General features: G+C 34.9%; 17 protein-coding genes. 7 read left to right on the forward strand and 10 right to left on the reverse strand.

The genetic code is table 11. The annotated features are described in order from the left end of the window. Positions 1–145: 145 nt before the first annotated feature. From ACXPAV_RS09250 to ilvG, 5 genes are all read right to left on the reverse strand, one after another. Entirely contained in the window at positions 146–1,069 is a 924-nt protein-coding gene (locus tag ACXPAV_RS09250; RefSeq protein ID WP_458004413.1) for an IS256 family transposase, variant Zn-binding type, read from the reverse strand. Between the two features lie 90 nt (positions 1,070–1,159). Next, positions 1,160–2,704, reverse strand: coding sequence for a threonine ammonia-lyase, biosynthetic (gene ilvA, locus ACXPAV_RS09255; RefSeq protein ID WP_458004414.1), 1,545 nt, complete (start codon positions 2,702–2,704; stop codon positions 1,160–1,162). Positions 2,705–2,721: 17 nt separating this feature from the next. Next, a complete protein-coding gene (gene ilvD, locus ACXPAV_RS09260) occupies positions 2,722–4,557 on the reverse strand; it encodes a dihydroxy-acid dehydratase (RefSeq protein ID WP_458003331.1) in 1,836 nt (611 codons plus the stop codon). 18 nt (positions 4,558–4,575) lie between these two features. Continuing rightward, complete coding sequence (gene ilvM, locus ACXPAV_RS09265; protein ID WP_039085554.1) at positions 4,576–4,812, reverse strand: acetolactate synthase 2 small subunit; 237 nt, start codon at positions 4,810–4,812, stop codon at positions 4,576–4,578. Between the two features lies 1 nt (position 4,813). Beyond that, positions 4,814–6,469 carry an acetolactate synthase 2 catalytic subunit gene (gene ilvG / locus ACXPAV_RS09270; protein ID WP_458003332.1) on the reverse strand — a complete coding sequence of 552 codons (1,656 nt, stop codon included), beginning with the start codon at positions 6,467–6,469 and terminating at the stop codon, positions 4,814–4,816. A 376-nt stretch (positions 6,470–6,845) separates the two neighbouring features. Between ilvG and ACXPAV_RS09275 the strand changes: the two genes are divergently transcribed. After that, entirely contained in the window at positions 6,846–7,667 is an 822-nt protein-coding gene (locus ACXPAV_RS09275) for a Cof-type HAD-IIB family hydrolase (RefSeq protein WP_458003333.1), read from the forward strand. 1 nt (position 7,668) lies between these two features. After that, positions 7,669–8,049 carry a fluoride efflux transporter CrcB gene (locus ACXPAV_RS09280; protein WP_458003334.1) on the forward strand — a complete coding sequence of 127 codons (381 nt, stop codon included), beginning with the start codon at positions 7,669–7,671 and terminating at the stop codon, positions 8,047–8,049. 68 nt (positions 8,050–8,117) lie between these two features. Here ACXPAV_RS09280 and folA read toward each other — a convergent pair whose 3' ends face one another. Next, complete coding sequence (gene folA, locus ACXPAV_RS09285) at positions 8,118–8,600, reverse strand: type 3 dihydrofolate reductase (protein WP_458003335.1); 483 nt, start codon at positions 8,598–8,600, stop codon at positions 8,118–8,120. A gap of 6 nt (positions 8,601–8,606) precedes the next feature. Further along, a complete protein-coding gene (pheA, locus tag ACXPAV_RS09290; protein ID WP_458003336.1) occupies positions 8,607–9,758 on the reverse strand; it encodes a prephenate dehydratase in 1,152 nt (383 codons plus the stop codon). A 239-nt stretch (positions 9,759–9,997) separates the two neighbouring features. On the opposite strand from pheA, the gene ACXPAV_RS09295 reads away from it, so the two are divergent. Genes ACXPAV_RS09295 through ACXPAV_RS09315 form a run of 5 tightly spaced genes read left to right on the forward strand, consistent with a single transcriptional unit; the run spans position 9,998 to position 14,795 of the window. Beyond that, positions 9,998–10,627: a hypothetical protein gene (locus tag ACXPAV_RS09295; RefSeq protein WP_458003337.1), complete on the forward strand. Its 630-nt coding sequence runs from the start codon at positions 9,998–10,000 to the stop codon at positions 10,625–10,627. Positions 10,628–10,666: 39 nt separating this feature from the next. Further along, complete coding sequence (locus ACXPAV_RS09300; RefSeq protein ID WP_052115766.1) at positions 10,667–11,821, forward strand: hypothetical protein; 1,155 nt, start codon at positions 10,667–10,669, stop codon at positions 11,819–11,821. Next, the gene (locus ACXPAV_RS09305; protein WP_013746185.1) at positions 11,818–12,960 is read left to right on the forward strand and encodes an MFS transporter; all 1,143 of its coding nucleotides are present in this window, start codon (positions 11,818–11,820) and stop codon (positions 12,958–12,960) included. The genes ACXPAV_RS09300 and ACXPAV_RS09305 overlap by 4 nt, the downstream gene beginning before the upstream one ends. A gap of 1 nt (position 12,961) precedes the next feature. After that, positions 12,962–13,600 (forward strand): hypothetical protein, encoded by a 639-nt coding sequence (locus tag ACXPAV_RS09310; protein ID WP_013746184.1) that lies wholly within the window; start codon positions 12,962–12,964, stop codon positions 13,598–13,600. Then, positions 13,593–14,795, forward strand: coding sequence for a DUF2087 domain-containing protein (locus ACXPAV_RS09315; protein WP_013746183.1), 1,203 nt, complete (start codon positions 13,593–13,595; stop codon positions 14,793–14,795). Before ACXPAV_RS09310 ends, ACXPAV_RS09315 begins: the two co-directional genes overlap by 8 nt. A gap of 50 nt (positions 14,796–14,845) precedes the next feature. Here ACXPAV_RS09315 and glpC read toward each other — a convergent pair whose 3' ends face one another. From glpC to glpA, 3 genes are read right to left on the reverse strand one after another with little or no spacing between them, the layout of a single operon-like run. Further along, on the reverse strand, positions 14,846–16,108 hold the full coding sequence (gene glpC, locus ACXPAV_RS09320; RefSeq protein ID WP_458003338.1) for an anaerobic glycerol-3-phosphate dehydrogenase subunit GlpC: 1,263 nt from the start codon (positions 16,106–16,108) through the stop codon (positions 14,846–14,848). Continuing rightward, a complete protein-coding gene (gene glpB / locus ACXPAV_RS09325) occupies positions 16,105–17,382 on the reverse strand; it encodes a glycerol-3-phosphate dehydrogenase subunit GlpB (RefSeq protein ID WP_335799946.1) in 1,278 nt (425 codons plus the stop codon). The genes glpC and glpB overlap by 4 nt, the downstream gene beginning before the upstream one ends. Continuing rightward, entirely contained in the window at positions 17,372–19,045 is a 1,674-nt protein-coding gene (gene glpA, locus ACXPAV_RS09330; RefSeq protein ID WP_039174652.1) for an anaerobic glycerol-3-phosphate dehydrogenase subunit A, read from the reverse strand. The genes glpB and glpA overlap by 11 nt, the downstream gene beginning before the upstream one ends. Between the last annotated feature and the right edge of the window lie 249 nt (positions 19,046–19,294).

The raw sequence follows: 19,294 nt of genomic DNA on the forward strand, positions 1-19,294 counted from the left end.
TCCATTTTCAAATCAAAAAGAGTTGCTAATAGTGTTAATAGATCATCTTTAGCAACTCTTTGGCATAGTAGACAAAATTGTTGCTGATCTATCAAAAACTATGCCATGTAGACAATTTTGTTGCTAATATTTATTTTTCAAAATATTAGCAACTCTTTTTATTTAAAAAATCCTTTATAAACATGATCTTATGCTGTTTTGTTAAGCCATTATGATTATTTAATTGACGTTTTAGATGTTTAAATAATCCTTCAATCCTATTTGTCGTCTTTTCAATATTTATTTCAGTATACTTTTCAAAATAGAATAAATAATTCATATACCATTTTAAACTGGCATAAGCGCCTCTTATGTTTCGATGCTTATATGGGAAATAGCCTTTTTCATTCGCTTTTTCACTTCGTTCTTTTAAAAAAATCTCGTGCTTTAAATACCATGTATGTAAGCGAAGATAAAATTCATTTTTTGTACTTTCTGTTATTGTTTTAGTGATAATTTTTAATTCCTTACCTGCTGATGATTGATGTTTTTTTCTTAATTTTCTCATTACAATAGCTATCATATGAAATTGACACATCTGTACCGGAGTATTAAAAAGATCTTTCATTAATCCTCTTCTCCCATCACAAGTAATAGCTTGAATTATATAGCCTTTTTCTCTTAGTCGATTTAATGCTAATTTGTAATAAATATCCTTTTCTGTTCGTATAAAGTGATAACAAACTACCTTATTTGTTTTTGAATCCATCAGCACTAAAACACCAAAATAGCGACCAAAAAAGGTGGTATCCATAATAATGTTCAGGTATCGATTTTGAGGTAATTTTAAGGGTGTTTTGGGGGATTTATCTATATATCTTTGAATGGTTCTAACGGAACAATGATATTTAATTGCAAGTTGTTGATAAGTTTGTTTTCCACAAGTGTAATCAGACCAAATTTTTATTGGCTCTAATTTCTTTTTGAACGTAAATGTTTTATGGCATTGGTGACAAAAATAACGTTGAAAATTATTTAATTTGCCATGTTTCTTTATTTCTGCACTTTGGCAAAATGGGCAGTTTTTTATTCATATTTCAAAAAGAGGGCTTAAAGCCTTGTACTATAAGGCTTTAAGCCTCTTTTTAGCAACAATTTTGTCTACTATGCCATTTTTTATTTAACTAAGAAAATAACGATAAGCTTTGCTATCGGTTACATCTTGACATACATAACCCAACTGGCTCAAATGGCGTTCAAAATCGGCTAAATCATCATTCTCAAATTGGAAACCAGCAAGAATATTGCCATAATCAGCACCGTGTGCACGATAATGAAACAATGAAATATTCCAATGTGTTCCTAATGTTTCCAAAAATTTCAACAACGCTCCTTTTTGCTCTGGAAACTCAAAACTGTACAAACGTTCAAATTTATCGCTGTTCGGACGACCACCAATCATATAACGAATATGTGTTTTCGCAACATCATCATTGGTCATATCTTCTACATAATAACCAGCTTGACTTAAATCATTGATAATTTCCGCTTTTTCTGCTTCATTAGCAGTACGAACTCCAACAAAAATACACGCTTTTCTATCATCAGCATAACGATAATTAAATTCGGTTACCGCTCTATCACCCAATAAATGACAGAATGTTAGGAAACTTCCTTTCTGTTCTGGAATAGTTACTGCCAATAAAGCTTCCCGATTTTCACCAATTTCACAACGTTCAGAGACATAACGCAATGTATGGAAATTTAAATTCGCACCTGACAGAATCGCTGCCAATTTTTCGCCCTTAAGCTGCTGCTGACGTGCATACTTTTTCAATCCAGCTAAAGAGAGTGCTCCAGATGGCTCAGCAACCGCACGCACATCTTCAAATAGATCTTTCATTGCCGCACAGATTTCATCACCATCCACCAGTACAATATCATCAAGATATTGCTGACATAAACGGAATGTTTCATCACCAATACGTTTAACCGCAACACCATCAGCAAATAACCCGACTCGCTCCAGATCAACCGGATGTTTTGCTTTTAATGCCGCATATAAACAGGCGGAATCTTTCGACTCAACGCCAATTACTTTAATTTCCGGCATCATCTGCTTGATTAATACGGCAACACCTGCCGCCAAGCCACCGCCGCCAACCTGCACAAAAATACGATCAATATCCGAATTCTGTTGCAATAACTCCATTGCCAATGTTCCTTGACCTGCAATCACTAATGGATGATCAAACGGTGGAATGAATGTCATTTTTTTACTTTCAGACAGTTCTATCGCTTTTGCCTTTGCTTCATCAAAATTAGCACCGTAAAGCAACACTTCTCCGCCAAAAGCTCGCACCGAATCAACTTTAATGCTTGGCGTATTTTGTGGCATAACAATTAATGCTTTTAAACCTAGTAATTTTGCCGATAAAGCGACTCCTTGTGCATGATTACCCGCAGAAGCGGCAATCACTCCAGCTACTTTCTGTTCCGGCGTCAAGGCTGAAATCATTGCATAAGCGCCACGCAATTTGAAACTATGCACCGGTTGACGATCTTCTCGCTTGATAAAAATTTGGTTATCTAAACGATTAGAAAGTTTTTCCATCTTTTGTAGCGGCGTAACTTGCGCCGCTTCATACACTTTTGAACCCAATTTCACTATTGCCTTTAAATATTGCAAACCGCTAGGTTGGGCGGTTGTCAATAAAGTTTGCATATCCATTTTGTTACCACTTACAGTTTACTACGATCTCTAACTGCCCCTTTATCTGCACTGGTTGCCAATGAAGCATAAGCTCTCAATGCCAAGGAAACCTGACGTTGGCGACTTTTCGGTTTCCAACCCTGTTCTTCTCTTACTGCACGGCGTTTTGCCAGCTCCTGTGCATCCACCAATAATTCAATTTTACGTTGTGGAATATCAATAGCGATCAGATCACCATCTTCCACTAAACCGATAGTGCCACCATTTGCGGCTTCTGGAGAAACGTGTCCAATAGATAAACCGGAAGTACCTCCGGAAAAACGTCCATCAGTTAATAACGCACAAGCTTTACCTAAGCCCATTGATTTGAGATAACTGGTCGGATAAAGCATTTCCTGCATACCCGGGCCACCCTTTGGACCTTCATAACGAATTACGACTACATCGCCGGCAATCACTTTACCTCCAAGAATACCTTCCACTGCATCTTCCTGACTTTCATACACTTTTGCTGGACCAGTAAAAGTTAAAATGCTTTCATCAACGCCAGCAGTTTTAACGATACAACCGTTTTCCGCCAAATTACCGCTTAACATTGCTAACCCACCGTCCTGACTATAAGCGTGTGCTTTATCACGAATACAGCCTTGTGTGCGATCATCATCAACACTATCCCAACGACAATCCTGTGAAAAAGCCTGTGTAGTACGAATTCCAGCAGGCCCAGCACGATAAAATAATTTCACTTCATCACTGACATCACGTTTAATATCATATTGATTTAATTGTTGCTCTAAGGTTAACCCCAACACCGTATGAGTTTGATTATGTAATAAGTTGGCACGATCCAACTCACCTAAAATCCCCATTACCCCACCGGCACGATGCACATCTTCAATATGATATTTATTGGTATTCGGAGCCACTTTACATAAGCAAGGCACAAGGCGAGAAAGGCGATCAATATCCGTCATAGTAAAATCAACTTCTGCTTCCTGTGCAGCAGCAAGCAAATGTAAAACTGTATTGGTTGAGCCACCCATTGCGATATCCAAACTCATTGCATTGTTGAAAGCATCTTTAGTAGCGATAGAACGAGGCAATACACTGTCATCGTCCTGTTCATAATAACGGCGGCAAAGCTCAACAATTTGCGATCCTGCTTTTAAGAAAAGCTTCTTACGATCGGCGTGTGTCGCTAAACAAGAACCATTCCCCGGTAAACTTAACCCAAGTGCTTCTGTTAAACAGTTCATTGAGTTAGCAGTAAACATTCCTGAACAAGAACCGCAAGTCGGACAAGCGGAACGTTCTATCACTTCCACATCCTGATCGGTAACATCCGGATTAGCACTTTGAATCATTGCATCTACCAAGTCCAAACGGATTAATTGATCAGAAAGTTTGGTTTTCCCTGCTTCCATCGGCCCACCAGAAACAAAAATGGTCGGAATATTTAAACGTAATGCAGCCATCAACATTCCCGGAGTGATTTTATCGCAATTTGAAATACAAACCATTGCATCAGCACAGTGTGCATTTACCATATATTCTACCGAATCGGCTATTAATTCACGTGATGGCAACGAATACAACATCCCACTATGTCCCATCGCAATACCATCATCCACAGCGATTGTATTAAACTCTTTGGCAATACCGCCTGCCTCTTCAATCTGCTTTGCAACCATTTGACCAAGATCTTTCAAATGCACGTGTCCCGGTACAAATTGAGTAAATGAGTTAACTACAGCAATTATCGGTTTACCAAAGTCATTATCTTTCACACCGGTTGCGCGCCATAATGCACGTGCTCCCGCCATATTACGACCTTGTGTGCTGGTCGCTGAACGTAGTTTAGGCATAATAATCTCTCCTGTAATTTAATGTTCGTTACCGACAATAGTTACATCAGTCACGCCATATAATTTTATTAATTGATTAGTCAATAATGACAACTCTCTCTCACTTTGTAATGTCAGTGCTATTTTAATTTGTTGATTTTCAAGGTGACTCTGTAAATCAACGGCAACAAAGCCACGATGTCTAACCACGCGTAAAATCCGTTCCAAAGTTTCAGGTCGCCACTGTGCAGTAATGCTGATTTGATAATTTTTCATCTTACACCCCAATATCTTCCAACATTTCATCATTTTTTGCACCTGGTGGTACTAACGGCCACACATTTTCATTTTCGTGAATGCAAACGTGTAATAAATAAGGACCTTCAGCATTTAAGAGCCGATCCAATGCGGCATTGACTTCACTGCCTTTTTCAATACTTTCACCGGGGATATCAAATGCCCTCGCTAACATTAAGAAATCAGGGTTATCCTCTAAAATAGTTTCACTATGACGACCGCGGAAAAAGAGTGTTTGCCACTGACGTACCATTCCTAAACGTTGATTATCCAACAACAGGATCTTAACCGGTAATTTACCGCGTTTGATTGAACCCAACTCTTGGATATTCATCATAAACGAACCATCACCAGTAATTAATATCACCTGATCTTGGGGACGAGCCTTTTGCGCACCAACTGCTGCTGGCAAACCGAAGCCCATTGTGCCAAAACCAGCAGACGTTAAATAATTTTTCGGATCAAAATGTTGCATATGTTGAGCCGACCACATTTGATGCTGACCAACATCGGTAGCAATTACACTGTTTTTCTTACGTTTTTTAGATAACGTATGTAATAACCACCAAGGATTGATCAGCGTATCACCGCTATTTTCTGCATAAGTAAAATCATATTGCTGTTTTAAACGAAGTACATCATCACGCCAAGCATCAATTTGTAACGGCATTGCCAACTGTTGTAGCAATTGCTTCATATCTCCACGAATTGCCACATCAGCACGACGTAATTTATTGATTTCCGCAATATCGGCATCAACGTGAATAACTTTCGCTTGTGGGGCAAAACTATCCAATTTACCGGTTACTCTGTCGTCAAATCTAGCTCCAAGCACTAATAAAAGATCGCTCTCCTGTGCCGCATAATTCGCCGCTTTTGTGCCGTGCATTCCAATCATTCCCATATAATAGGGATTATCTGCTGGCAATGCGCCTAATCCCTTAATAGTAGAAAAACTCGGCATTTGTGTAATCTCTACAAAATGACGTAATTCCGCTACGGCATCAGCCATTCCAACCCCACCACCAACATAAAGTACTGGACGTTTTGCCTGTTGTAATAATGTTTTTGCTTGTTCTAATAAAGAAGGCTCAATTGAAAAAGGTTTTGGGATAGGATAAACAAGAGGTTGGCGCTCTATTTTGGCAAACTGTACATCTTTCGGCACATCAATTAATACTGGCCCCGGTCTACCACTTTGTGCTATTTGGAATGCTTCGGCCATTACTTCCGGCAATTCATCGATACTCTGCACGATAAAGCTATGTTTCGTACAAGCCAATGATAAACCTAAAACATCCGCTTCCTGGAAAGCATCCGTGCCGATAAACGGTGAAGCAACTTGTCCGGTGATCGCAACAACCGGAATAGAGTCCATCATAGCATCACCTAAACCAGTAACTAAATTAGTTGCGCCCGGACCGGAAGTAGCAATACAAACACCAACTTTACCACTGGCACGAGCATAACCTATCGCTGCCATTGCTGCTCCCTGCTCATTACGACAGAGCAGATGATCCAAACCTGAATCATAAATCGCATCATAAACCGGCATAATTGCACCGCCAGGATAACCAAAAATTGTTGTCACTCCGTGTGCTTTTAAACTTTCTGTGATAAATCTTGCACCATTCATTTTTATTTCCTTAAAACGATAAAAAACCCTCGCCTACTGCTGAGGCGAGGGTTCATCTGACCTAAAATCTTATATTGAAAGTTTTATCAGCCGTACCACTCACCTCGTGATGCTAATCACCACGAGGTTAATAATAATACCAATAAAACGAATAGAATTCATAGTTTCAATATCCAATGTGGGTCTAAGTATGTATGTTGTGTGCTTTTGAGCGTCTTTATTGATACCACATTTTTTATCGGAATCAAATAGTTTTATTAAAAAATTTTAATTTTTATGATAATCAAAAAATCAACCGCAACACCCATTTTTTGTTAACATATAATCTCATTAAAATTTATTCCTACTATTTTTTATTTTTCAGATAAGGGGTTTTATGCGCAGTTTACTTCCTTTTCAATTAGTTGCGTCAGATTTGGATGGTACACTTCTGAACGGACAGCACGTTGTCGGTGATTTCACAATTGATACTTTAAGAAAATTAGAGCAAAAACAGGTAGATATTGTCGTAGCAACCGGCAGAAAACACGAGGATGTTTTTTCAATTGTCGCTAAAATAGGCATCGAAAATATCCGAATGATCACATCAAATGGAGCAAGAATTCACGATTTAAGTGGACATTTACTTTATAAAAATGATTTACCTAACGATCTTGCCTTAGAAATAATGAACGTTCCGTTCGATAAAAACAAAATTTTTGTCAACTCCTATCAGGATAGTGGTTGGTTTATCGATCGTGAAGTACCACAAATGGCAAAATATCATAAAGACTCTGGTTTTGGCTATCAGGTTGTCGATTTTCGTCATCACAATGCCCAAGGCACAGAAAAAGTCTTTTTTATTGCACGTTGTCAACAGGATTTGCTCGAACTAGAACAACATCTTCGTCAAACCTATGGTGATTATACGGAGATCGTTTACGCCTCGCTCAACTGCCTTGAAATTATGAACAAAGGAGTAAGCAAAGGAAACGCCCTTAGAAAAGTATTACACGATTGCCACTACAACAATAGCGCCTGTATTGCTTTCGGTGACGGAATGAATGACGAAACAATGTTAGATTTTGTTGGCAAAGGTTGCATTATGCAAAATGCCAATCCTGCATTGATCCACGCCTTGCCACAACTAGAGATTATCGGGCATCACGCCCACGAGGCGGTAGCGAGCTATCTGCGCGCTACCTTTGGAATTATTTAATATGTTACAACTGTTTTATATTTCTATCGGCGCTGCACTAGGGGCTTGTTCCCGCTGGGGATTAAGCAATTTGCTTAATCCTATTTTTCATCAGTTCGCATTTGGTACCTTAATTGCTAACTATTTAGGCTGTTTTTTAATGGGAATTGTCAGCGGCGCATTGCTTAGTTTTCCAATGATTAGCAGTGAATGGCGACTCTTTTTTATTACCGGTTTTCTTGGTAGTTTAACCACATTTTCTTCCTTTTCCGGTGAAGTTATCGCCATTTTTTTAGGGCAACAACACTTAACTGCGATCGGTGTTATCTGCCTACATTTATTAGGTTGCCTTGCTTTTACCCTACTCGGTATTTTCTTATGGCGACTACTTTTTGTTACCTAAACAAGAGTTTAAATCCAAAAAATAAGGCGCTGAATTTGCACCTTATTTCTCGATTATGTTTATTCTTTCTACATCCGTTCTAAAATTTTAAAAGTTAACGTATAACTATTTTTATCATCTACTGCTCGTGTTTCAATAAAATTTGTTTTCCACACCATCGGATCAATCTCAGGGAAAAAAGTATCTCCTTGCAATTCGGCATCAATTTCCGTTAAATAAAGACGATCTGCTATCGGCAATGTTTCAGCAAAAAGATGTCCACCACCAATAATCATTACTTCATTCTCACCCTTTATTAATGCTAATGCTTGAGATAAATCTGAAACAACTTCAATACCATCCGCTTGAAAACCTTGTCGGGATAACACGATATTTTTGCGATTCGGCAATGCTCTGCCTATTGATTGGAATGTTTTCCGCCCCATAATCACCGGCTTACCCAACGTATTTTTTTTAAACCACGCTAAATCTGCCGGCAAATGCCAAGGCATTTGATTATCTCGTCCAATGACCCGATTTTTTGTCATCGCTACAATCAAACTCAGCATCATACTTCCTCACGCCGGTTTTACAATATTACTTGGGTAACAGCCCAACACTTTGACAAAACTACAGTATGTTTTTAATTCCTCTAATGCCTGTTGTGTACTTTCCTGATGTAAATTCGCTTCAATTTCCACGTAGAACATCTCCTCCCAAGGTTTGCCATAAATCGGACGAGATTCTAATTTAGTCATAATGATTTGATGTTTCTTAAACACCAGTAACGCATCTACCAATGCACCTGCCTGCTGTGTTGTCGATATTAACAGCAAGGTTTTTGCATTAACTTGAGGCGAAACTTCCACTGGCTTTTTGCTGATCACAATAAAACGAGTAATGTTATTGATTTGATTAGCTATGCCATCTTGCAACACTTGCAAACCATAAAGTTTACCACCTTCCGCATTACCCAACGCTGCTACATTCGCACGATTAATTTTCGCTACCAATTGCATCGCGTGCGAAGAACTTTCGCAATATTTAACGTGTACGCCCTGCAACGAATTGATAAATTGACTGCATTGCTGAATCACTTGTGGATGGCTATACAAAGTATCAATCTGCGCCAAATCAGTTGGTGTTGAAATCAATACACAATGTTGAATCGGATAAGTCAATTCACCGACCAAATGCAAATCGGTATGTTGCAATAAATCATACACATCATTAATAGATCCAGATGTAGTGTTTTCTAGCGGCAAGACCCCATAATCCGCTTTGCCATCTTCTACCGCTGCAAACACTTGACGAAAAGATTCACAACTTAACTCTATCAACTCTTTTTGATAACGCTCAGCATACTGACGTGCAGCCAAATTAGAGTAAGACCCCAACATTCCTAAAAAAGCGATATGAATTTGATTATTGCGTTGCTGATTCAATTTATTCTGCAAATACGCCTGTTGAGTCAACACTGAATCTTCAATAATTTTTTGGAAAACTTCTGTGATATATTGCGGATTTAATTGATAATTTTGGCTATCCGCATAACGAATTAACGCATCCAACAGCTGCTGTTCACGCTCAATATCACGCAACGGTTTTTTCGTGATCTCTTTGCTTTTGACCACATCATAAGCAACTTGATGACGTTCAGCCAATAAACGCAAAATCTCGCGATCAAGTTGAGTAATTTTTTGACGAATTTCGGTTAAATCTAAACTCATACCATTATCCTTTGTTAGGCAAGCTGTTACTGATTATAAAGAATCTGCACGCTTTCACAAGAAATTACCATCTTTAATTCTCTACGAGCATATTTATTGACTTTAAAAAATAAATAACAAAATCAAATAATTAACTCACCATCAACACAACACTTCAAATGTAAAAAAAATGTTGATTTATGTTTTCTTTTTTGATAATTTTAGTTCAGTTTTTAATCTATGTACTAAAGGTGAAACTTATGATTAAATATTTCTTAAATATGAATAGTCTTAATGAGTTAGCACTCTCAAAAACCTCTTCTCTTACTAAAAATATCAAGTACACCCTATCATCTCAAAACACTATTGAAGAGTTAACACTTTCAGAAATTATTCCGCCTACTAAAAATGTCAAATATGCTCAGCAATCCCAACACTCTATTGAAGAGTTAACTCTTTCAGAAATTATTCCGCCTACTAAAAATGTCAAATATGCTCAGCAATCCCAACACTCTATTGAAGAGTTAACTCTTTCAGAAATTATTCCGCCTACTAAAAATGTCAAATATGCTCAGCAATCCCAACACTCTATTGAAGAGTTAACTCTTTCAGAAATTATTCCGCCTACTAAAAATGTCAAATATGCTCAGCAATCCCAACACCCTATTGAAGAGTTAACACTTTCAGAAATTATTCCGCCTACTAAAAATGTCAAATATGCTCAGCAATCCCAACACCCTATTGAAGAGTTAACACTTTCAGAAATTATTCCGCCTACTAAAAATGTCAAATATGCTCAGCAATCCCAACACTCTATTGAAGAATTAACACTTTCAGAAATTATTCCTCCTACTAACACCAAAAACATCAAGTATACTCGACAATATTAAAATATTGCTATAGAAGAACTTTAATTAAAGGAGAATATCATGTTTTCATTTATAGATCATAACTTTTCTACAAAGTACTGGAATAAAAAATCTTGTGAAATAAAAATTAATAATATTCCTTTTATAGAAGATGAAATTATAAGCTCTTTACTTTTTTATAAAGAAGATCTCACTAAATATCAAAAAATAAATAAAAGTATGGACTTCATTACTGCAATAGATAATAAATTAGTTATTTCAAAAAATCCATCTATGTTAATTACAAAAAATGAGTCTTTAGATGATTATATTTTTAGATTAGAAAATAGCTTTACTAATAGTTGGTGTATAGCATATTTTGGATTACATACTATTTCCTCATCTATATGGGACAAAATAAGAGATTTTTCCAAAAAATTAAATAATAATCTAATTAATAGACCCTTAGGAAGAATAGATATAGACTGTTTCATTGGAAGGTATAACTCTACACACACAGGAATTCATGTTGATCATGCTCATAACTTTTCATTTACTATGAGAGATGGAAAAAAAATGTATACTTGGGATCCTCTCCATAAAAATATAAATCACATAAAATATCCAGAATACAATAAATATAAAAATGATAGTATTATATTACATAATAATAAAGATAGAGTATGTTATTTCCCACACAATTATTTTCATGTAGCCGAAAGCCCTAATAAAACATCAGTTGTAATAAATATTGCACTCTGGGATAAAGATGATAAAAAAGATAATATATATACATATATAAATCAACAACTATCTTGTTTTGTTGAGGAGAAAAATGACATAAATTTTTATTCAGGAGCAGTAAATTTAGATAAAAATTTTAATAAAATCATATTAAAAATAAATGAGTTAAAAATTGAAAAAATTTTAATACAAAGCATAATAAATCAGTTAATACGTGATACTAGCTTTTATATTGGAGTACCAAGACCACGCAAAAAATTTCAAAAAAAAGAGATTTTTTCTATAGAAAAAAACTCTATTCTTCAATGGTATCCACTTTCAGACAGTATTATATTTTCTTCTAATGGTTATTGTGCGAAAATAAAAAAATCAAAAGAAATTAAAAATTTATTAGAAGATTTAATAAGTGAAGATAGAATTACTTATAATAACAAATCAGAACAGGAAAAAGATATTATAATAAAATTATTTGAATGGGGATACTTAGAATGAGGCTCTTCTTTATACTATTTATTTTAACTATTTCTATATCCAGCTTAACTGATGAAGCAACACAAACAATATTATCTTTACAGATAAACGAGCAAGACGGCATCTTACCATTAGTTTTCATTCTTTATATGATAGGGGGTATTGTTGCCACACCTTTATCTAGATATTTATTACATCCCAAAACACCAATAAAAAATTTAATCTATATTTTCTCTACACAAGGTTCTATAATCTATATAACTTATTTTTTATCTTCAACATATTTTATATTTATTATTTCTTTCTTTCTTGGAACAACAGGTAATTTACTATGGATTAAGATATTATCCATTATACCATTATTTCAAAATAAAAACAGTGCAAATAAGGTTGCTCATACTTGTAGAAATATAGGATTTATTACTGGGCCTTTGCTGGGAAGTTTTTTATTTACATTATATAATCAATATTCTTTTTTTATATTATCAATTATTACATTTATTCCAATTATGTTTTTATTTGGAAAAAATAATTTTTTATTTTATACAACTAAAAAAAACGTCTCAAAAAATAGCAATGATATAAAATATGATAAATATAATTTATTTAAGAATACTAAAGTAAAAAAAGTTCTTATACCTACAGCACTCACCATATTATCCACCTCTAACTTTAATATACTAATTATACCCTATATTACAAAAATAAATAATTTCCCAAACTATTACTACGGAACTCTTTTATCAATCATTAGTTTTGGATTAATTATTTCACCAATATTATTAAGCGACTTATTCAAAAAAATAGGTACTGCTGCTGGAGCATCTGCTGGAACCTTATTAATTGGTTTAGGAGTGTTTTCTATTGGTTATACCAATAACTTCTTAATTATGCTTATTTTTTCACTTATTTTAGGATTAGGTAATGGAATACAGAATACTCTATTAAGTCTATTTCTTTATGAAACCTTCCCAAATAATTCTGAAAAAAGCGTTATTCCATCCTATGTTGCTTATATACAAATAACTGTTCTTTTCGGTTTTATATTATCCTTTTTAATTAAAGATGATTATATTAAAGATTATTTTCTATACAGTGGATTTTTTGTAATAACAACATCTTTAGTTTCTATATTTATAAATAAAAGAAGAGGAATATAAAATGGATAACTTTTATTATTGTAATAATACTGGGGCATACCCTTGGCAAATCATAGAATATTTATATGGAAAAAGAAATGAAATTTGTAGCAGATACTCTCTTATAGAAAATTCAAATAGAGGTCTAATCAGAGATAGTAACATTATTGTAAAAAGAGGTGTTAAAATTAATATAAATAAAGAGTGTACTTTATTTAAAGACACAATAAATATTATGGATAATACACTTTGTATTAGTATCATTAATCCAATCTCTGAAAGTTATATACAGATTATAGAAGAGGATCTTAACATTCTATTATCAGGAGATTTTTCAAAAAAAATAAATCTATTTGGAAGAAATATAGAGATATATAAGACTATCATTCCTCTATATAGACATAAAATCATTAATATAGATCCAGTAACCAATTTTTACTCCAAAAAGCTCTATAATTTATCTCCTTTTATTAAATTCTATAACATTAAAGATATATTATATATAATTAACCCTATTAATGGTGTAAAATTCGTTATCTCTAAAAAATTATTCAATATTTTATCTAAAAAAACATTTTCTATGATAAATTCTGATCAAAAAATTATTGAAAAATTATATTCAAAAGGTTTTATTAACGAAATAGGAGAAAAATATGATTAGTATAGGTATGGGGACAGAAAATTCAAGTAAAGTCTTAGCTTCTCTTATAAAGATGCTAAGACCATTAAAAATAATTGAAATTGGTGCAGGATACTCTACTATCGTAATGCTAAATTCAATTATAGAATACTTTAATGAATTAAAAAATGATATTAATCTTAGCAATAATGAAAATTGGAGCGAAAGATTATCAATTATACTTCCTCCTAATAAATTAGAAAATATTCCTATTCCTAAATTAATATCTATTGACGATGGAATGGGTGAAGGTAGTTCAGCAAATAAGGTTTGGGAAATTATAGAAAATAATCCTGCATATAAAATGCATTCTGAAATAATTAAAAAAAATTTTTATCACATTAATATGAAAGACATTCAACAATGGGGAAAAATAGATCTTATTTGGTTAGACGCAGGAACATTAGTTGATGACGCTTTCTTTTTAAATAGATTAACTCCTCAATTATCTGAAGGAGGTATTATAGCATTACATGAACCATTTTTTACATCAATTATAAATAATAATGGTAACAAACTATTAAGAAGTATAAGAACACCTTTATGGGAAGAAATCTCTAAACACTTATCAGATCAATACGAAATTATCTCTTTAACAGAAAATCATAAATATAGACAATCTGGGCTAGGATTAATTAGAAAAAAAACGAAATATGAACTCATTTATAGAAAAGAATCTTTTCAAGAGGAAATGTTAATTATAAATCAGGCTCCTATTTTACCTGACTTTGGAGATATAACCAAAAAGAATTATCACCCTATCTCCATTCTAAAAAATAAAGCTAATAGAATTATTTATTCTGCAATCCAACTAGAATTTAACTCTATAGAAAAAATAAAGCAGATAACTTTTTTAGATATAAAAACTATTGAAAAATCATTAAAATCATTAACTTCTTATGGTTTAATATATAATGAAAACAAAATATTTAAATTGAATGATATCATCTGGGAAAAATTACCATCAAATAGTCAAAAAAATAAAATAAATATATACCATAAAGATATATTAGACAAAATTATAAGTAATCTTAATTTTAATGAAATATATAGTGAACAAGAAATTTCTTCTTTCTGTTCTATGTTTGATAGAGATTTTGCAACATTAAGACGAACACTTATAGATCTATCTTACTTAAAAAGGGATAACAATGGAAATTACAAAAGGATAAACTAAAATTTCCCAAACGCTAAACAGCAAACATCCTTGTTCGCTGTTTTTTACACTTATGCCAATGCCATCGCCAATAATGTTATTGGATGTAAGCAGGTTCGGCTGGTTGACATATCAATTTGCCATTTACAGGTTTCACAATCGGAAATAATATAGTCAAAGTTACCAGCCTCAATTTGGGAAAATAGAGAATTACCTATTGCTTGTGAAGTTTCATAATTCTCAGATTTAAAGCCATAAGTTCCAGCAATACCACAACATTGAGAATTAAGCATCACCAATTCCAATCCCGGAATTTTTCTTATTAATTCAACAGTGTAAGGCACCCAACCCGCTTTTTCCATATGACAGGCGGTATGATATGCAACTCGTAACGGTAATGGTTTTAGTGGCAAGGTTTTTTCACCACTTTCCAATAATTTATAAATATAACGAGTAACCAAATTAATATGATCTTTTATTTTGCTATTATCTCGACCAAGAATATGTTCATATTCATCTTTTAAAGTTAATGTACAACTTGATGAAGTGCCAACTACATCTAATTTCTTATCTTCAATCACTTTTTCAAGTTGTTGAATATTGAAATCCGCTTGACGAGTTGCTTGTTTTGGAAAGCCATTCACCATTAATGGCAAACCACAACATTTTTCTTTTTCTAATAACACAACACCAACATCCATTGCATTAAAGACTTTAATCAACTCTTTACCTAATTCCGGATTATTGTAATTAACATAGCAACCGTGATAATACGCTACTTTATCTTTATATAAAGATTGTCGTTGTGCCGCATTTTTTTTGTACCAATTACGGAAACTACCAAAAGAGTATTTTGGTAAACTACGACGATGATCCACTTTTAAGGTCTTATCTAATAAGAAACGTGTTGCTTTCAAACCAGTAATAGTATTAACCACCGGTGCAAATGGCGTATTCAATGTTCCCATTAAATCAGTATTACTTAAAATAGCATCTCTTAATTTTTGAATTTTTGATTTGCCTTTTCCTTTACCATAATGATCACGCGCACGCACTATAATATCGCCGATTTTCACACCTGATGGGCAAGCAATTTCACAACGTTTACAGTTTGAACAATATTTTAATGCTTCATCATAAAGAAGAGGATTTTTTAAACGTAAACGTTCACCATCTGGTCCCGCTTGTTTAGGACCGGGGTAAAAAGGATTATTGCGTGAAACCGGACAAACGGCGGTACAAGCAGTACATTTAATACAACTTTCAAAACTAGAATCTTGATAAGGTTGTTGTTGAGTTTGTTCAGCTTGAGCAATTAATTGTTGTAAATTCATTGTTGACCTCCCGCCAAAATATAATCAGTAACATTAAAGGCAGTAACGATAGAAACGCCCGAACCGCAACCATCATTTAAGCCACTGAAACCACCTATAACTGCACCTACTGCAAATAAGTTAGGCACAACTTGTCCTTCTTTCTCCACTTGGCAATGTGCATTAATTTTTACGCCATAATATTGATATGGTTGTGGATCAGAGAAGCGGTGTGCAGTCCAGCGCAAACGATCACTATCGGCGATTAAATCTAAGTCAAACACTGGTTCTATAATTTTTTCAAAATGAGCTACTAAACCATTACTGAAGAAACTTCCGCTCGCTAAAATATAATTTTTAGCACTAAGTGCAATTTCTTCATTTAATGCGGTATAAATTTTACTAACACGACCATTTTCAAACTCACCTCTCAATGCAGTGTCACCATTCATTAATACGCCACCTAAACGTTGGAATTCACGGCGTAATTTATAATGTTGGCGCAATCCTAATAATGAAGGCGGTAAGGTTGGTAATTCAAATAGTGGCAAACCAGTCGCCTGTCTGAGTTGTTCAAACAAGTTGTCGTCATCAATGCCAAAACAAGCTGGTAAAAAAACTGCTTCTGCACTACCGGCAGCATTTTTAATTTCCTGTACTAACTGTTGGAAATTTAACTTATGTTCCAACACCTGTGAAATATTGACACTACGAAATTCACGTGCATTGGTACGTAAATGATCCAATTCCGGTATATGTAAAAAACTGTGGCGAATTTCACAATCAGCAAATTGAGGCAGTGTCTTTAAATTTGCAGCTAGTAAATGTGGTTGGAAATCGTGATAACCTTCAATACCAAGAATCATTAATGAACGATAAGAAAATGACTGATCATCCATTGCTAGAGTTGGTACGCTATTCGGTGATAGCCACGCCGGGTGCAATGATCCCAACGGAGTAACACGATAATGATTTTTTGTTTGCTCACCTTGTAAATTGAGTTGTAATTGTTCTGCCAACAGCTGGAAATCTCTTGCATAACGTAACACTTTTTCCGCACCGATTAAACTATAAGGATGTTGTGGTGCAGATTGGGTTAGTGCAGTTACTCCAGTAGCCAAAACGTTAACGGCTTTTTCATCACAAAAACTTAATAAATCTAAAGAACCAGAAGAAAAATCAATAGCACTTTGTCCGGTTGTTACGATGGCACAATGCTGTCCTTGTTGTTGTAATTTGATACCACAAAGTAATCCAGCCAAACCACCGCCAATAATAAGAGTATCAAAATTCATTTGTGTCTGTCCCCTCGTCTGTTGATTGCGTATTCACTTGTTTTAGTCCGAGCAAACTATAATAAATCCAACTACTGAACTCAGCCTCACGAATTGCATCACCCCACGCAATTGGCTCAATTCCACGCCAACGCTCTTCTAAGAAAGCAGAAAGTTGAGTAGTAGAACGCTGTGCAGAAATGATATTAAAACGACTCATTAAACCTGCTGCTCGGCAGGCACAAAGTTCTCCCTGACAAGTTCCCATACCGACTCGAGTACGGCGTCGTAAATCAACCAAATTATTTACATCTAACTCTTCTAAAGCATAACGTACTTCACCAGCAGTCACCATCTCACACTCACAAACCAAACTACGATCCAAACGTTGTTCAGCCAATAGACGATCCGCTCTAGCTCCGTGGCGGTAGATAGCAGAAATACGAATTGGATTTGGAATAGAAATAATACGTTGGTGAGTTTCAGTAGCAGTTTCTTGTGATCCCGGCAATGGCTGTTTCGCAGTTTTACACTCAGCTTGATGATTTAATTTCTTGCAAATTAAATCAGTTGCCCACTCTGCCATTAAACGGTAAGTCATCAATTTACCACCGGTAATGGTAATAAATCCTTTTAATCCGTCCCGCGTTTCGTGATCCAACAACACAATACCACGACTAACATTACGTCCTGACGGGTCATCATCACTCGCAACCAATGGACGCACTCCGGCATAAGCACGCAATACACGAGTATGACGTAATGACGGTGCCAATTTTTCACCTTCGGTAAACAGAACATCCACTTCTTGTGGTGTGACAATCATATTATCAATTTGATCATATGGAATACGGTCGGAAGTTGTACCGATAACGCAAATGGTATCCCCTGGCACTAAAATATCAGCATTCGCCGGTTTACGACAACGATTAATCACCAAATTATTAATACGGTGTCCCATAATCAATAATGAACCTTTTGCCGGAAACATTTTGATTTTTAAATCAGCATATTCAGCAATCCCTTGTCCCCAAATACCGCCAGCATTAACCACAATCTTGGCATAAACTTTTATATTCATTTTTCGTTTATGGTCAAATGCTTCTACGCCAATAATGCTATCTCCTTCACGAATTAATCTAGTTACTTCGTGATAAGTTAAAATAGTTGCTCCATTTTCTTTGGCATCTAACATATTTGCAGCGGTCAAACGGAATGGATCGACAGTACCGTCCGGCACAACCACTGCCCCAATCAGAGCTGGATTAACTGACGGTTCTAAACGTTTTGCCAAATCCGGCTCGATTTGAACTGCGTCAATGCCTGCTTTTTGACAACTCTCAATAAATGTTTTTTGATAATTGAGATCATCTTCCGGTAGAGTAATAAATAGCCCTTTGGTATCTTCCACACAATGGCGCGCAATCTGTTTCAAGATCATATTTTCTTTAATACACTCTTCTGCAGATTCGTGATCATTAACCGCATATCTCGCACCACTATGTAATAAACCGTGATTACGTCCGGTAGCACCGGTCGCAATATCACGACGTTCCAATAAAATACTGCGAAGTCCCCGTAACGAACAATCACGCGCAATGCCTGCGCCGGTTGCCCCGCCTCCAATGATGATGACATCGGTTTCCCATTGCGGAGAGGTCGTATTTACTTGCTGATTTGTCATTTTTGAAGCCCCCAACACACAATAAATTATTCCAATACGAAAATTTAGCTTTATTTTAACTCAAAAAGAAAATAAAAAATCACAATTTGATTGAAAAAGAACAAATTTGTAAGCGAGATCACATTTTTGATGACGATTTTTAGAAAAATAAATTTATTTATGTGATCAAAACTATATAAAAATAAAAAATGAACAAATTTTTGTTGTTTTTTAATACAAAAATGGGCAGAAAAAATTTAAGTGACAGAA

It is taken from the genome of Gallibacterium sp. ZY190522 (assembly GCF_054166015.1).

What these genes read in the sequence shown, in the direction of transcription:
- ilvA (WP_458004414.1), bottom strand. Translation starts at nt 2,704, where the DNA reads ATGCAAACTTTATTGACAACCGCCCAACCTAGCGGTTTGCAATATTTA.
- ilvD (WP_458003331.1), bottom strand. Translation starts at nt 4,557, where the DNA reads ATGCCTAAACTACGTTCAGCGACCAGCACACAAGGTCGTAATATGGCG.
- ilvM (WP_039085554.1), bottom strand. Translation starts at nt 4,812, where the DNA reads ATGAAAAATTATCAAATCAGCATTACTGCACAGTGGCGACCTGAAACT.
- ilvG (WP_458003332.1), bottom strand. Translation starts at nt 6,469, where the DNA reads ATGAATGGTGCAAGATTTATCACAGAAAGTTTAAAAGCACACGGAGTG.
- ACXPAV_RS09275 (WP_458003333.1), top strand. Translation starts at nt 6,846, where the DNA reads ATGCGCAGTTTACTTCCTTTTCAATTAGTTGCGTCAGATTTGGATGGT.
- ACXPAV_RS09280 (WP_458003334.1), top strand. Translation starts at nt 7,669, where the DNA reads ATGTTACAACTGTTTTATATTTCTATCGGCGCTGCACTAGGGGCTTGT.
- folA (WP_458003335.1), bottom strand. Translation starts at nt 8,600, where the DNA reads ATGATGCTGAGTTTGATTGTAGCGATGACAAAAAATCGGGTCATTGGA.
- pheA (WP_458003336.1), bottom strand. Translation starts at nt 9,758, where the DNA reads ATGAGTTTAGATTTAACCGAAATTCGTCAAAAAATTACTCAACTTGAT.
- ACXPAV_RS09295 (WP_458003337.1), top strand. Translation starts at nt 9,998, where the DNA reads ATGATTAAATATTTCTTAAATATGAATAGTCTTAATGAGTTAGCACTC.
- ACXPAV_RS09300 (WP_052115766.1), top strand. Translation starts at nt 10,667, where the DNA reads ATGTTTTCATTTATAGATCATAACTTTTCTACAAAGTACTGGAATAAA.
- ACXPAV_RS09305 (WP_013746185.1), top strand. Translation starts at nt 11,818, where the DNA reads ATGAGGCTCTTCTTTATACTATTTATTTTAACTATTTCTATATCCAGC.
- ACXPAV_RS09310 (WP_013746184.1), top strand. Translation starts at nt 12,962, where the DNA reads ATGGATAACTTTTATTATTGTAATAATACTGGGGCATACCCTTGGCAA.
- ACXPAV_RS09315 (WP_013746183.1), top strand. Translation starts at nt 13,593, where the DNA reads ATGATTAGTATAGGTATGGGGACAGAAAATTCAAGTAAAGTCTTAGCT.
- glpC (WP_458003338.1), bottom strand. Translation starts at nt 16,108, where the DNA reads ATGAATTTACAACAATTAATTGCTCAAGCTGAACAAACTCAACAACAA.
- glpB (WP_335799946.1), bottom strand. Translation starts at nt 17,382, where the DNA reads ATGAATTTTGATACTCTTATTATTGGCGGTGGTTTGGCTGGATTACTT.
- glpA (WP_039174652.1), bottom strand. Translation starts at nt 19,045, where the DNA reads ATGACAAATCAGCAAGTAAATACGACCTCTCCGCAATGGGAAACCGAT.